Annotated in this window: 11 protein-coding genes; 1 reads left to right on the forward strand and 10 read right to left on the reverse strand. The window is 44.0% G+C overall.

Annotated features, from left to right (window positions below; translation table 11 throughout):
• Positions 1 to 7: 7 nt before the first annotated feature.
• From ysxE to hemA, 8 genes are all read right to left on the reverse strand, one after another.
• Positions 8 to 1,045: a spore coat protein YsxE gene (gene ysxE / locus AC0VX7_RS17755; RefSeq protein WP_475425250.1), complete on the reverse strand. Its 1,038-nt coding sequence runs from the start codon at positions 1,043 to 1,045 to the stop codon at positions 8 to 10.
• Positions 1,046 to 1,199: 154 nt separating this feature from the next.
• Entirely contained in the window at positions 1,200 to 2,369 is a 1,170-nt protein-coding gene (gene spoVID / locus AC0VX7_RS17760; protein ID WP_475425251.1) for a stage VI sporulation protein D, read from the reverse strand.
• A gap of 1,526 nt (positions 2,370 to 3,895) precedes the next feature.
• The gene (gene hemL, locus AC0VX7_RS17765; protein WP_475425252.1) at positions 3,896 to 5,185 is read right to left on the reverse strand and encodes a glutamate-1-semialdehyde 2,1-aminomutase; all 1,290 of its coding nucleotides are present in this window, start codon (positions 5,183 to 5,185) and stop codon (positions 3,896 to 3,898) included.
• A gap of 57 nt (positions 5,186 to 5,242) precedes the next feature.
• Entirely contained in the window at positions 5,243 to 6,223 is a 981-nt protein-coding gene (gene hemB / locus AC0VX7_RS17770; RefSeq protein ID WP_475425253.1) for a porphobilinogen synthase, read from the reverse strand.
• A 3-nt stretch (positions 6,224 to 6,226) separates the two neighbouring features.
• Entirely contained in the window at positions 6,227 to 7,003 is a 777-nt protein-coding gene (locus AC0VX7_RS17775; RefSeq protein ID WP_475425254.1) for a uroporphyrinogen-III synthase, read from the reverse strand.
• Positions 7,000 to 7,935, reverse strand: coding sequence for a hydroxymethylbilane synthase (gene hemC / locus AC0VX7_RS17780; RefSeq protein WP_475425255.1), 936 nt, complete (start codon positions 7,933 to 7,935; stop codon positions 7,000 to 7,002). The genes AC0VX7_RS17775 and hemC overlap by 4 nt, the downstream gene beginning before the upstream one ends.
• Positions 7,936 to 7,948: 13 nt before the next feature.
• The gene (locus AC0VX7_RS17785) at positions 7,949 to 8,782 is read right to left on the reverse strand and encodes a cytochrome C assembly family protein (RefSeq protein WP_475425256.1); all 834 of its coding nucleotides are present in this window, start codon (positions 8,780 to 8,782) and stop codon (positions 7,949 to 7,951) included.
• A gap of 14 nt (positions 8,783 to 8,796) precedes the next feature.
• Entirely contained in the window at positions 8,797 to 10,143 is a 1,347-nt protein-coding gene (gene hemA / locus AC0VX7_RS17790) for a glutamyl-tRNA reductase (protein WP_475425257.1), read from the reverse strand.
• A gap of 258 nt (positions 10,144 to 10,401) precedes the next feature.
• On the opposite strand from hemA, the gene AC0VX7_RS17795 reads away from it, so the two are divergent.
• A complete protein-coding gene (locus AC0VX7_RS17795; RefSeq protein ID WP_215035052.1) occupies positions 10,402 to 10,887 on the forward strand; it encodes a LiaI-LiaF-like domain-containing protein in 486 nt (161 codons plus the stop codon).
• 121 nt (positions 10,888 to 11,008) lie between these two features.
• On the opposite strand, the gene yihA is transcribed toward AC0VX7_RS17795, so the two are convergent.
• Both yihA and lon read right to left on the reverse strand, forming a co-directional pair.
• A complete protein-coding gene (yihA, locus tag AC0VX7_RS17800; RefSeq protein WP_041964050.1) occupies positions 11,009 to 11,593 on the reverse strand; it encodes a ribosome biogenesis GTP-binding protein YihA/YsxC in 585 nt (194 codons plus the stop codon).
• Positions 11,590 to 13,917, reverse strand: a complete 2,328-nt coding sequence (gene lon, locus AC0VX7_RS17805; RefSeq protein WP_475425258.1) for an endopeptidase La — start codon at positions 13,915 to 13,917, stop codon at positions 11,590 to 11,592. Before lon ends, yihA begins: the two co-directional genes overlap by 4 nt.
• Positions 13,918 to 14,260: the final 343 nt, after the last annotated feature.

The raw sequence follows: 14,260 nt of genomic DNA on the forward strand, positions 1-14,260 counted from the left end.
GCATGATTCAGCTCTGGGCTCCTTCTTGTTTTGCCTGTTCCTTTTGCTTCTCCAGTTCGTCTATCTTGGTTACTACATAACCCGTGTTACTCAAGAGCCAGTACTGGCGCTGCAGCTTTTGGACAAACTTCCTCTCATCCACTTTAGCCTTACGCTGATGGTATAGTTCGGCGACACGGATAATCCCCGATGGAAAAGCAAGATAGCTCATGAATAACTGCATTTCATCCTCACGGAACGGGAAATACTTCAGATAGACATACATCCAGTCGATGATTTCGTCTCCATATTTGGGCTGTGTCTTCAGCGACCTTGCTAAAAAAGGCAGCAAATCCTGAATCGGCGACCCCTGCCGCGCCTTCTCGAAGTTGATGAAATATCCGTATCCTCTTTCATCGAATAGGAAATGTTCAGGAGAAACTTTACCGTGCAGAGTAACAGTCCTCGTTTTCTTTTGCTCCTTCGTTTTTTCATTCCAACTTTCAAGTTTTTGCTTCGCGAACTGGATTGCCTGGCTAATTTGGATATAATACAGGCAGAATGTCAGTTCAAACGGTGACATATATACTCTGTTCTCACAGCTTTCAAGGAATCCATTTATGAATTCTTCTTCCTTTTCCCATTCTTTTATCGTTTTTTCGTAATGCTCTTGCTTAACTTCCGTACTGATTTCCATTTCCTTTACTGACAAGGTATGCATCCTCGCCAGTTCCCTGAACAACTGCTGGTGTCTTTGTGATTGGTCCTCCCTTGTCTCATTCGGCATCCAAGGCATTAAATAATACAGAGACTTATTATGCAACACTGCATATCTTCCGTCATTTGCCGGATAGACTGGAACAATCCTGTTATAGCCTTTTTGATAAAGATGCTGGATATGCTTGATAAAATCCGTCCCCTCATATGGGTGGATTTTTTTCAAAGCGAAGGTCCCTGACTTCGTATAGACTTTTTTCACTTTGCCAAAATCCTCTGCAAAATACGGATCTATAGGATATTGCTTTAACACTGCAGATTCTTCTTTTAAAAAATTGCGATCATCCATCGAATCTCGCCTACTTTCACGACATTATATCGATAAATAGAGCAGGGCAGGTGTTAGACACCTGCCCATACTAAAAGCTATAGCAATCCCAGCCAGCAGCCAAGCCAGCCCTGACAACCAGCCTCCTTTTGGACAAGGCGCTACATGAATAATGTTAAGAATTGTGAACCGCTACTCCAGGAACATACAGCACCTGGCCTTCATGGACCTCATGGTCGATGCTCAGATGGTTCACGCGCAGAAGCTGCTGCACTGGCACATCATAGCGTTCAGAGATTGACTGAAGTGAGTCTCCTTGCTGGACAATGCACACTCTGATTTTGGCAACTTCTGTTTCTTCTTCCTTCCTCGCCAAAAATTCGGCGATAGAAATGCCTTGCTTCATGTTCGGCTTTTTCTTTTTCAATACTGGAGAAGATGAGCTTTCCGGGGATTCCTCCACTTCTGCAGGTATATTTTCTACCTCAGGCTGGTCTTCTACTTCCAGCTCGACTTCAACTTCCTCCTGCTCTACTTCGATCTCTGCAACAGGCTCCGGCTCGCCTCTGAAGTCACTTAAAGCATATTCAGGAACTGGTTGGTGTTCTCTTTGCTCCTGCAGTTCAGGTTCAGATCCTTCTTCTGCATTTGCCTCTTTTTTCGCTTCTGCCCTGAAAGGCGCATACAATTCTTCTTCATAGGAATCTTGCTCTTCTTGATTTAATGTTTCATTTTGCTGGACAAATGAATAGGCAGGAGCTTCCGGGAAGTCTTCCGTGCTATGGCTTCCTGTTTCTGCGTTTGCATCTGCTGCTTCAACCTCTGCATCAACTTCCGCAGTAGCCTCCTGACGGTAACTGACTTCCAGTTCCTCCACTTCTTCACTGTCAGTCTCCTGATCAGCTTCATGCTGTTGTTCGCCGTATAAGCCCGTGATGGCAAGATCAGCGTTCAGCTTCAGGCGGTCTTTTTCCGGAAAAACATAATCGAATCCTTCTACTTGAATATCAATGTCATAAATACTTTCAATCCGGTTTTTAGGGATTGTGATATCCACTGGGAAACGGTGAAGGAATTCATTGACACCTTCCTCCCTCTCCATGACAGAATGGACGTACTTAAGAGCAGAGAGTTGTTCCTCATCATTCTCTTGCTGTTGTTCGTGGCATGTATATTCCCCAGTCAACTCCAGCGATCCGCGAATGGATACGTATTGTTCATTTTCCTGGATGGTTATATTCGGATCGAGTGAAATCGAGACAAGCTCCGCGACTTCCTGTCCTCTTTGAAACCACACTGACTCTTCTAATGAAAATCGCAGGCACGATTGATTCCCCTGAGACAAAGCGACTCCTCCTTTCATTCCTTAAACGTAAAATCACTATGTCATTAACACTTTATGAGTCTATATTTACTTTTATGATAATTTAGAACATAAAAAGGAGCGGTATATAGATGCACAGATTGATAAAAGACATCTTTATGAAGGAATTCCTTTAGAAAACAAATCTAGAGTGACTTCCGACCAATCTGCTTGTAAAGGACGGGAATTTGGCTGAACTTGGGGTTACTTCGGACATTTCCTCGTGACTATGACGGTGTTTTGGCTGAACTTGGGGTTACTTCGGACAAATCTTCTTGTAATTGACAGGCATTTGGACGAACCTGGGGTTCCTTCGAGCAATTCCTCGTGACTGTGACGGTGTTTCGGCTGAACTTGGGGGTACTTCGGACATTTCCTTGTGACTATGACGGTGTTTTGGCCGAACTTAGGGCTACTTCAGACATTTCTTCTTGTAAATGACAGGCATTTGGTCGAACTTGGGGCTACTTCGGACATTTCCTCGTGTCTATGACGGTATTTTGTCTGAACCTGGGGCTTCTTCAGACAAATCTCTCGTAATTGACAGGCATTTGGCCGAACCTGGGGCTACTTCAGACATTTCCTCCTGACTATGACGATGTTTTGGCTGAACCTGGGGGTACTTCGGACATTTCCTCGTGTGTATGACGGTATTTTGTCTGAACCTGGGGTTACTTCAGACAATTCTTCTTGTAAATGACAGGCATTTGGTCGAACTTGGGGCTACTTCGGACATTTCCTCGTGACTATGACGGTGTTTCGGCTGAACTTGGGGCTACTTCAGACATTTCCTCGTGACTATGACGATGTTTTGGCTGAACCTGGGGTACTTCGGACATTTCCTTGTGACTATGACGGTGTTTTGGCCGAACTTGGGGCTACTTCAGACATTTCCTCGTGACTATGACGGTGTTTCGGCTGAACTTGGGGCTACTTCGGACATTTCCTCGTGATTATTACGATATTTTGGCTGAACCTGGGGGTACTTCGGACATTTCCTCGTGTGTATGACGGTATTTTGTCTGAACCTGGGGCTACTTCAGACAAATCTTCTTGTAATTGACAGGCATTTGGTCGAACCTGGGGTTACTTCGGACATTTCCTCGTGACTGTGACGATGTTTTGGCTGAACCTGGGGTACTTCGGACATTTCCTTGTGACTATGACGGTGTTTTGGCCGAACTTGGGGCTACTTCAGACATTTCCTCGTGACTATGACGGTGTTTTGGCCGAACCTGGGGCTACTTCAGACATTTCCTCCTGACTATGACGGTGTTTTGGCTGAACTTGGGGCTACTTCGGACATTTCTTCGTGTCTATGACGATATTTTGTCTGAACCCAAAGCTACTTGTGACAAATCTGTTGAAGGCATCTGGGTCTTGTCCGAACGTAAGGCACTTCACACAAGTACCAATACACGCAATAACTTGTCCTGTTTCCGCAACCAGTAATCTTAGTTACAAAAACAAAAAAACACTCCCCAAAACGGAGAGTGTGACACCAATTATTAATTCTGCAGCTTTGCAAATGCTTTCTCAGCTGCTTCAATTGTTTTTTGCAGGTCTTCGTCTGTGTGTGCTGTTGACAGGAATAATCCTTCGAACTGCGATGGTGGGAGGAATACTCCTTCGTTCGCCATTTCACGGTAGTAGGCTGCAAAGAATTCAAGATTTGATTGTTTTGCTACTTCATAGTTGATGACATTTTCGTTTGTGAAGAAGATGCCGATCATCGATCCTGCACGGTTGATTGTATGCGGAATCCCGTATTTCTCAGCCGCTGCCTTCAAGCCTTTTTCAAGGATATCGGCTTTGCGTTCGAATTCTTTGTATGATTCCGGCGTTAGCTGCTTCAATGTTTCCAGGCCAGCTGTCATCGCCAGCGGGTTTCCGGATAGCGTTCCCGCCTGGTAAATCGGACCGCTTGGAGCGATTTGCTCCATGATCTCTCTCTTACCGCCGTATGCTCCTACTGGAAGTCCTCCGCCTATTACCTTGCCTAGGCAAGTAAGGTCAGGAGTTACATTGTAATATCCCTGGGCACAGTTATAGCCAACGCGGAAGCCTGTCATGACCTCGTCAAAAATAAGGACAGTGCCATACTTTCTTGTGATTTCGCGAAGACCCTCTAGGAATCCTTCTACTGGTGGAACGACACCCATATTCCCGGCTACTGGTTCAACGATCACGCCGGCGATATCATCACCATATTGCTCGAAAGCGTAACGGACGCTCTCAAGATCGTTGTAAGGTACTGTGATTGTGTTTTTGGCAACTCCCTCAGGAACACCCGGGCTGTCAGGCAAACCAAGCGTAGCGACGCCTGAGCCAGCTTTTATAAGCAATGAGTCACCATGTCCATGGTAGCAGCCTTCAAACTTAAGGATTTTGTTTCTGCCTGTATATCCACGAGCAAGGCGCAAGGCACTCATCGTCGCCTCAGTACCCGAAGATACCATTCTTACCATCTCAATCGATGGAACACGGTCAATGACCAACTGCGCAAGCTCGTTCTCAACAGTTGTCGGTGCACCAAAGCTTGTACCAAGCTCAGCCACTTTCTTGATTCCCTCAACGACCTTTTTGTTCGTATGGCCAAGGATCAGCGGTCCCCATGATAATACATAGTCAATATATTCATTGCCATCGATGTCATAAATCTTTGAACCCTTCCCTTTTTCCATGAAGATCGGATCCATATTGACAGACTTGAATGCGCGGACGGGGCTGTTTACTCCTCCAGGCAATAGTTCTTTCGCTTCTTTAAAAGCTGCAATCGATTTATCATATGAGCGCATACTATCCCTCATTTCTATTTAATTGGCTCTGTAGAAATGCAGAGCCTATTTCTAAACTTACTGTTCCTTCAGCCAGCGTGCTGCATCCTTCGCATGGTAGGTGATGATCAGGTCTGACCCAGCGCGCTTCATTCCTGTCAGCATTTCCATGACGATGCTCTTTTCGTCAACCCAGCCGTTTTGGGCTGCTGCTTTGACCATTGAATACTCTCCGCTGACATTATAGATGACAACAGGCAGGTTGAAGTTGTTTTTTACATCGCGGACGATGTCCAGGTATGGCATGCCCGGTTTTACGATCAGGAAGTCTGCGCCTTCCATGACATCTGACTCTGCTTCTCGCATAGCTTCGATGCGGTTTGCTGGATCCATCTGGTAGGATTTACGGTCACCGAACTGCGGCGTGCTTTCTGCTGCTTCGCGGAATGGACCGTAAAATGCAGATGAATATTTAACGGCATAGGACATGATTGGTACATCATGGAACCCTGCTTCATCCAAAGCAAAACGAATCGCTGTAACAAATCCGTCCATCATGTTTGATGGAGCAATGATATCAGCGCCAGCTTGTGCCTGGCTGACAGCCGTCTTTCCTAATAGTTCAAGAGAAGGGTCGTTAAGTACTTTGCCATCCTCAATTACGCCGCAGTGGCCATGGCTTGTGTATTCACAAAGGCAAGTATCGGCGATGACAACCATATCAGGAAAATCCTTTTTGATGACTCGGATTGCTTCCTGCAAAATTCCGTGGTCATGATACGCCTGACAGCCTACTTCATCTTTTTCGTTCGGAACGCCGAAAAGCAGCACAGATTTAATGCCCAGAGATTCCACTTCAGTGATTTCTTCTTTTAGATTATCAAGGGATAATTGATGGACTCCCGGCATTGAAGAAACTTCGTTTTTTACATTTTCTCCTTCAACGACAAAAAGCGGGTAGATCAAGTCTTCAGTGCGAAGATAGTTTTCACGGACAAGCGCGCGCATATTCGCTGTCTGACGAAGACGGCGGTGGCGGCTGAATTCAAGGTGTTTCATGGATTACCCTCCAATATTTATATACTTGGCAATGCTGTTCAGCATCTCTTCAACGGTGTATTTTTCCGGCATGGCATGGACCTTCAGTCCCCACTGCTCTGCCTTCCTTTTTGACACAGGACCGATGCAGGCAACGATGCAATGCTCAAGCTTGCCTCTTAAATTTTGTTCTTTTACGATTTTCATAAAATGATCAATCGTAGATGGGCTTGTAAATGTAAGTATATCAAGACTTTCTTCGGTTAGCATCTTAACGAGCTTGTCCCTGCTTTCTTCAGGCAGGAATGTCTCATAGATAATGATTTCATCAACGATGGCTCCCTTTTCCTTCAGTGCATTTGAAATATAATCCCTGGCCAGGTTCCCTTTTGGAATCAGGATTCTTTCCCGCTGATTAACATGAGGTAAGAACTCATCGATGAATCCTTCGGCAACATATTCTGCTGGTACGAAGTCTACCTTTTGTCCCATGTCTTCAAGGATTTCTTTCGTTTTTTCGCCAATCACGGCTATTTTAGGCAGAAGAACAGGACTTTTTTTGATAAAAGAATAAAAGGTTTCCACCGTCACATTGCTCGTAAAAATGATCCAATCGTAGTTATGTAAATTTGCAAGTGTATTATGTAGTTTTTTTGAAGCTGTAACCGGCTGAAAGGCAATAAGAGGGATTTCCACGGGAATCCCTCCATTTCTTTTAACCAAATCGGAGAAAGACTTCGCGTGAGCCTTCCCCCTTGGAATCATGACTGTTTTATTTTGCAGCGAATACGCTGGAATCATTCACTTTCAAGCTCCTGTTTTACCTTGTCGATCAAGTCTTTCGCTCCCTGACTGATCAGCTTGTCAGCAGCTAGCTCTCCCAGCTCCTCAGGATTTTTGCCTGTAACCTGTTCCTTGAAGATTATCTTTCCATCCGGTGAGCCGACTAGGGCTGTGAGCACTATTTCTTCTTTGTCATTAAGATATGCATACCCTGCAATCGGCACCTGGCAGCCGCCTTCCATCTTGTGAAGGAAAGCTCTTTCGGCTCTTACTGTAGCACTTGTTTCAGTGCAAGTGAATTTTTCAAGCAGTTGTAGAAGCTCTTCGTCATCGCCGCGGCACTCGATCGAAAGTGCTCCCTGGCCGACAGCAGGTACACAAATATCCTCATCGATGAACTCGGTTACTGTATCACTAGCCCATCTCATGCGCTTCAAACCGGCAGCAGCAAGGATAATACCATCATAGTCTTCCGTTTCAAGTTTAGCGATCCGTGTATCAATGTTTCCGCGAATCCACTTCATTTCAAGATCAGGGCGCTGAGCCAATAGCTGCGCGCTCCTGCGAAGGCTGCTTGTTCCGATTACTGAACCAGGTTTCAAATCCTTAAAAGCAACATGATCGTTGGAAATAAGCACATCACGGTGATCTTCCCTCTCCGGGATAGCCCCGATGACAAGACCATCCGGAAGTACTGCAGGCATATCCTTCATGCTATGGACAGCCATATCAATTTCTTTGTCGAGCATCGCCTGTTCGATTTCTTTTACGAAAAGACCTTTTCCTCCGACCTTTGAAAGAGTCACATCAAGAATTTTGTCTCCTTTTGTAACAATTTCCTTTACTTCAAACTCAAAAGGTGCACCTAATTTCTTCAGCTGCTCAATTACCCAATTTGTTTGTGTCAATGCTAGCTTACTCCGTCTGGAGCCAACGATAATTTTTCTCATGACAGCCTCCTAATTATTGATACCAAAAATGGAAAGATGATAATTTTCCGAAAAGGAAAAAGTTGATTAAGACAATCAGGAACGATGCAACATTCCATAAGGCAAGCGATTTTCCGTACATCTCTTTGCCAACTCTCAAATATAGATAAATGCTATATACTGCAAGAACAATGAATGAACCGATCAGCTTGGCATCATACCATGCAAGGTCAGGAACTTTGATCCATGCCCACTGAAGCCCAAGGATCAAGCTCAGAATCAGCATCGGTACACCAATGACATTCAATATGTATGACCAATAATCAAGTTTCGTTAAATCGGTGATCCTCCATAACAGCTTACCCCACTTTTTCCGCTTTAAAAGGTCATATTGAATGAGATATAGCAGCGAAAAAACCACTGAAATCGAGAATGCCCCATATGAAAGGATCGCCATGGTGATATGGATGAGCAAAAGCTCTGATATGAGCTGCTCGGACATAACATTGGAGTCATACTGAACGGGTGCAAAAGTATGGATCGCCATGATGATGAATCCAAGAATATTTGTAAAAAAGACAATAAAATCTACTTTTAATAGCTTATTAATAGCCAGCGACAGCGTTACCAGCACCCACGCATAAAAGTAAAGCCCTTCAAAGAGGGTCAGAACTGGAAAACGGCCTTTGTCGACCATGTAATATAACAGGAAAATTGTCTGGAATCCCCAAACAAATGCAAGTAACCAGAAAGCAACTTTGTTTGCCCTCCGGTTACTGTTAAGAAAATCGATAAAGTATAAGAGCACGCTTGCCGCATAAATCACAATGGTTATTTCATGGAGACGTGTAATATAAAGATCACCCATGGACACTACCTCTCTTACGGCTGAAAAGAAGCCTGAGGCGAAGGAACTTTTACCTGCTTGGTTTCAGCCGTTTTCATTCCTTCTTGTTCAGCGACGAGCTGTTCAATATTGAAAATCTTCACGAATAGATCGAGTGCTTCATCTGCATCAGGACCAGCCGCAAGCTCTTTCGCCTGCAAAATTGGATCCTTCAGGAGCTGGTTGATGATGCTCTTTGTATGCTTGTTAAGGACTTTGATATCACGATCAGATAGATGTGACAGTTTCCGTTCGATACTGTTCATCGTTTCTTGCTGGATTGATAGGGCTTTGACCCTCAAAGCAGAAATGACCGGTACAACACCAAGGGTATTCAGCCACTGTTTGAATTGGACAATCTCACTTTCAATCATGATAAGAATCTTCTCTGCTGCCTTCTGTCGTTCCTGCAGATTAGCTTCAACAATGCCCTCTAGATCATCGATATCATAAAGGAATACATTTTCCAGAGTCGCAATTTCCGGATCAAGATCACGCGGAACAGCGATATCCACCATGAATAATGGTTTTCCTTTTCGCTTTTGCTCGACCTTTGCCATCATATCCTTCGTGACAACAAACTCCTTCGCACCTGTAGAACTAATAAGGATATCTGCATCCACCAGTGCAGTCTGAAGCTCATCCAGTGTTTTAGCCTTGCCCGAGAAACGGTTCGCCAAATCCTCAGCTTTCTGGTAAGTACGATTGATGACCGTTACCTTCCTCGCTCCATTTGCATGAAGGTTCTGGATCGCCAGCTCACCCATCTTGCCTGCACCAAGAATCAGCACATGCTTTTGATCAAGAGAGCCGAAAATCTTCTTGGCAAGTTCAACAGCTGCGTAGCTGACAGAAACAGCGTTCGCACCGATATCTGTTTCGGAATGGCCACGCTTGGCAATAGTGACTGCCTGCTTGAATAGCTGGTTGAAGACCGTTCCAGTAGTGTTCTTTTCAAGGCCAAGCATGAAGCTTGAACGCACTTGCCCAAGGATTTGAGTTTCACCCAGCACCATGGAGTTCAAGCCGCAAGAAACCTTGAATAAATGTTCAATTGCCCCATCTTGTTCGTAAATGAACAGGAACGGCGTAAATTCTGCCTGAGGGATCCCGAACCATTCAGATAAAAACTCTTTGATATAATATCTGCCTGTGTGAAGCTGGTCCACAACAGCATATATTTCTGTACGGTTGCAAGTTGATACGATGACATTCTCAAGGATGCTCTTCTTTTCCTGAAGGGCACTCATCGCTTCACCAAGGTTCCCCTCGTTGAATGTCAATCTTTCGCGGATTTCGACAGGGGCAGTTTTATAGTTTAGACCGACAACGATAATATGCATTATTAATTGACACCCCCACATAGAAATTGCATAATTGGCTAAGGCAATTATACACGACGTTTTTTACCTTTTAATGTTGTAAATGTGAACAACTGTTGAAAAAACATATATATAATAGCATTGATTAAATTGAACTATTTCGTCTGTCTGTTTGTTATACTTTTATACTATATCAAAAGCAAATAAACATACTCCCTAATGTACCTTATCAAAGTTTGTCCCTTAATTCAAGTGAGCCTTTCTGGAAGTGGTGAAAGAATGAAAAATCAGAGAATTATACCAGGAATGATATTAATCGGATTTGGAATCTATTTTTATCTTCAGCAGGAAAATGTTTCGTTGTTCAATGAATTTTATACGTGGCCGACACTCTTGATCATTGTCGGAGCTGCCTTTTTAGTTCAAGGATACTGGGGCAAGGATTATGAAGCCATCTTTCCAGGTGTGATCCTCGTTGGCTTCGGTGTCCACTTTCATGTGGTCAATAAATTCGACCTCTGGCCCGATCACCTTGGTGCTTTCATTTTAATCATTGCTCTCGGCTTCTTGCTCCGCTATCAAAAAACAGGCAATGGCTTGTTTCACGGAGTCCTCTTTCTCATTTTAGCAGGGTTGCTTCTGTTTTATGACAGAATCACTGGATGGCTTGGTTTATTGGAAAATGGAGTCGCGACAGCATGGAGATTTTGGCCGGCAGCATTGATCCTTATTGGCGTTTACCTTTTATTTATAAAAAAGAAATAATAGAACTGGCTAGGGGGCAGGAGTGAGACACTAATCTTCGTGCAAAAAGTAAATACTTAATAAAGTAATAAAAACCCGCACCGTGTTCACATCAACGGTGCGGGTTTCTTATTTCAAACGATTATTTCATGAAGCTTCCTAATACTGACCAGGCCTTGTCTTTCCCTTCTCCTGTTTCTGATGAGAAAAGAATGATCGTGTCGTTCGGGTCTAAATCAAGGGTTTCTTTTGTAATCTTCAAATGCTTTTGCCACTTTGACTTTGGAATTTTATCCGCTTTTGTCGCGATAATGATGACCGGAATCTCGTAATGTTTGAGGAAATCATACATCATCACATCGTCTTTAGAAGGCGGATGCCTCAGGTCAACGATCAGCAGCATCGCCTTCAATTGTTCGCGTGAGGTAATATAAGTTTCAATCATCTTGCCCCAGGCTTCACGTTCGGATTTTGATACTTTAGCGTAGCCGTAACCCGGAACATCTACAAAATGAAGCATTTCATTGATCAGGTAAAAATTCAAGGTCTGAGTCTTTCCTGGCTTCGACGATGTCCTGGCAAGGCTTTTCCGGTTAAGCATTTTATTGATAAAAGAAGATTTACCAACATTCGATCGGCCAGCAAGGGCGAATTCCGGCAGATTACTTTCCGGATATTGATTCGGCCTTACGGCACTGATCACGATTTCTGCACTATTTACTTTCATTGAGAATCACCGCTGGCGAGAGCGTGCTTCAATACTTCATCTAAATGAGAAACTAACACAAATTCAAGCTCCTTACGTACACTTTCTGGAATATCATCAATATCTTTTTCATTATCCTTTGGACAAATAACCTTTGTTAGACCTGCTCTGTGAGCGCTCAGCGATTTTTCCTTGAGACCGCCAATTGGCAATACGCGTCCTCTAAGCGTTATTTCTCCGGTCATTCCGACTTCCCTGCGGATCGGTTTTCCTGACAAAGCAGATACAAGTGCAGTAGCAATCGTAATACCCGCTGAAGGACCATCTTTCGGAACAGCACCCTCAGGAACATGGATATGGATATCATTCTTCTCATGGAAGTCCGGATCAATGTCAAGATCCTTAGCCTTAGATCGCACATAGCTGAAGGCAGCCTGGGCAGATTCCTTCATGACATCCCCAAGCTTACCAGTAAGGACGAGCTTGCCTTTTCCTGGTGACAGGGAAACTTCAATTTGGAGGGTATCGCCACCGACTGTTGTATAAGCGAGACCAGTAGCAACGCCTATCTGGTCTTCCAACTCAGCCTGCCCATACCTGAACTTAGTCTTTCCGAGGAAGTCCTCGACGTTCTTCTCGCTAACGATCACACGTTTTCTCTCTCCAGAAACAACGATTTTCGCTGTTTTTCTGCATATGGATGCGAGTTGCCTTTCAAGGGAGCGCACACCAGATTCCCGTGTATAATAACGAATTACCTTCGTAATTGCTTCATCCTTCATCTGAAGCTGTGATTTTGACAGACCATGGTCTTTGATTTGTCTTGGAAGGAGATGATCCTTGGCAATGTGCAGCTTCTCCTGCTCTGTATAGCCTGCAATATTGATGATCTCCATTCTGTCGAGCAACGGGCCAGGTACAGTTGAAAGATTATTGGCAGTAGCGATGAACATTACTTTTGAAAGGTCATATGGCTCTTCAATGTAATGATCGCTGAAATTATGGTTTTGTTCGGGATCGAGCACCTCTAGCATCGCTGAAGAAGGATCGCCGCGGAAATCATTGGACATTTTATCGATCTCATCAAGAAGGAAAACAGGGTTAATCGTTCCTGCCTTTTTCATCCCCTGGATGACCCTTCCCGGCATAGCACCGACATAAGTCCTTCTGTGTCCGCGAATTTCTGACTCATCACGGACACCGCCTAAAGACACCCTTACAAAATTACGGTTCAGGGATTTAGCGATTGACCTGGCCAAGCTCGTTTTACCGACTCCCGGAGGTCCAGCCAGACACAGGATTGGTCCTTTTAAAGAGTTCGTCAGCTTCTGCACCGCAAGATACTCAAGAACCCTTTCCTTTACTTTTTCCAGTCCGTAATGGTCCTTATCAAGGATCTTTTCAGCTTTGCTGATATCAAGATCATCCTCCGTCGACTTTGACCAAGGCAAAGCAACAAGCCATTCAATATAATTCCGGATTACTGCGCTTTCTGCAGAAGTCGTCGGAACCTTTTCGTAACGGTCAAGTTCCTTCAAAGCAGTTTCCTTCACATTTTCAGGCATTCCGGCAAGCTCGATTTTTTCGGTAAGCTCAGCAATTTCTCCTGTCTTTCCTTCCTTTTCACCAAGCTCCTTCTGGATAGCCTTCATCTGTTCACGCAAATAATATTCCTTCTGAGTTCGCTCCATGGAACGCTTTACGCGCTGGCCGATCTTTTTCTCGAGGCCCAGCACTTCTTTTTCATTATGAATGATTTCAATGACACGATTCATCCTGTCCTTGATGTCAATCGTCTCGAGAATTTCCTGTTTCTCTTTAAGCTTTAGCGGAAGATGGGAAGCGATGATATCAGCCATCCTGCCCGGCTCTTCAATATCAGAAACAGATGCATACGTTTCCGCAGAAATTTTCTTGGACATTTTTATGTATTGTTCGAAATACTCAAGCATTGTCCTCATTAATGCTTCATCTTCGACATCCTTTGATTCATCATCTTCAAAGGTTTTTACTTTACAGGAATAATGGTCATTCTCATCAAAAAGTTCAATGATTTCAGCTCTGGACAATCCTTCAACCAACACGCGGATCGTCCCGTTCGGGAGCTTCAGCATTTGTTTGACGCGAGTCAATGTACCCATCTGGTACAAATCCTCCTCGCCTGGTTCATCTATGGATATATCCTTTTGGGTTGTGAGATAGATTAAATGGTCATCCACCATTGCCTTCTCCAATGCCTGTACCGATTTTTCTCGTCCTACATCCAAATGCAGAACCATCGTCGGGTACACAAGCAAACCGCGCAGCGGCAGAAGTGGGACAGTGTGCTCATTCTTATTCGCCATGACATTGCACCTCCAACATGCATTGTATCAAACCATAAGTATAATAATACTTTGTTGTTCAATTCTATCGTATTTATTTTCAAGTGTCTAATAACAAGAGCAGTTAGCACCCATTGCCTCATTGATTAGTATCCTGATATTCATGTAAAAATATGTCCACATCTGAAGTTACTTTCAAAACCAAACATAAGCTTATTTTTTTGAAAATAGCAATTTCAGCCCGGTTACCTTCATTACACCCTCTTTCCTTTTTCAGGGAAAAATAAACCCGTTTTTACTGTTTGGTTAACTTTAGGCGAAACAGCAGCAAAACAGCGTAAAAAAAGAACGCCGGTAAGCGTTC

The sequence above is a fragment of the Mesobacillus sp. QJM3NY_10 genome, assembly GCF_056173465.1.

Coding starts and splice junctions, on each gene's coding strand:
- hemL (WP_475425252.1), bottom strand. CDS start 5,185: ATGCGCTCATATGATAAATCGATTGCAGCTTTTAAAGAAGCGAAAGAA.
- AC0VX7_RS17795 (WP_215035052.1), top strand. CDS start 10,402: ATGAAAAATCAGAGAATTATACCAGGAATGATATTAATCGGATTTGGA.
- AC0VX7_RS17785 (WP_475425256.1), bottom strand. CDS start 8,782: ATGGGTGATCTTTATATTACACGTCTCCATGAAATAACCATTGTGATT.
- hemB (WP_475425253.1), bottom strand. CDS start 6,223: ATGAAACACCTTGAATTCAGCCGCCACCGCCGTCTTCGTCAGACAGCG.
- hemC (WP_475425255.1), bottom strand. CDS start 7,935: ATGAGAAAAATTATCGTTGGCTCCAGACGGAGTAAGCTAGCATTGACA.
- yihA (WP_041964050.1), bottom strand. CDS start 11,593: ATGAAAGTAAATAGTGCAGAAATCGTGATCAGTGCCGTAAGGCCGAAT.
- ysxE (WP_475425250.1), bottom strand. CDS start 1,045: ATGGATGATCGCAATTTTTTAAAAGAAGAATCTGCAGTGTTAAAGCAA.
- hemA (WP_475425257.1), bottom strand. CDS start 10,143: ATGCATATTATCGTTGTCGGTCTAAACTATAAAACTGCCCCTGTCGAA.
- lon (WP_475425258.1), bottom strand. CDS start 13,917: ATGGCGAATAAGAATGAGCACACTGTCCCACTTCTGCCGCTGCGCGGT.
- AC0VX7_RS17775 (WP_475425254.1), bottom strand. CDS start 7,003: ATGATTCCAGCGTATTCGCTGCAAAATAAAACAGTCATGATTCCAAGG.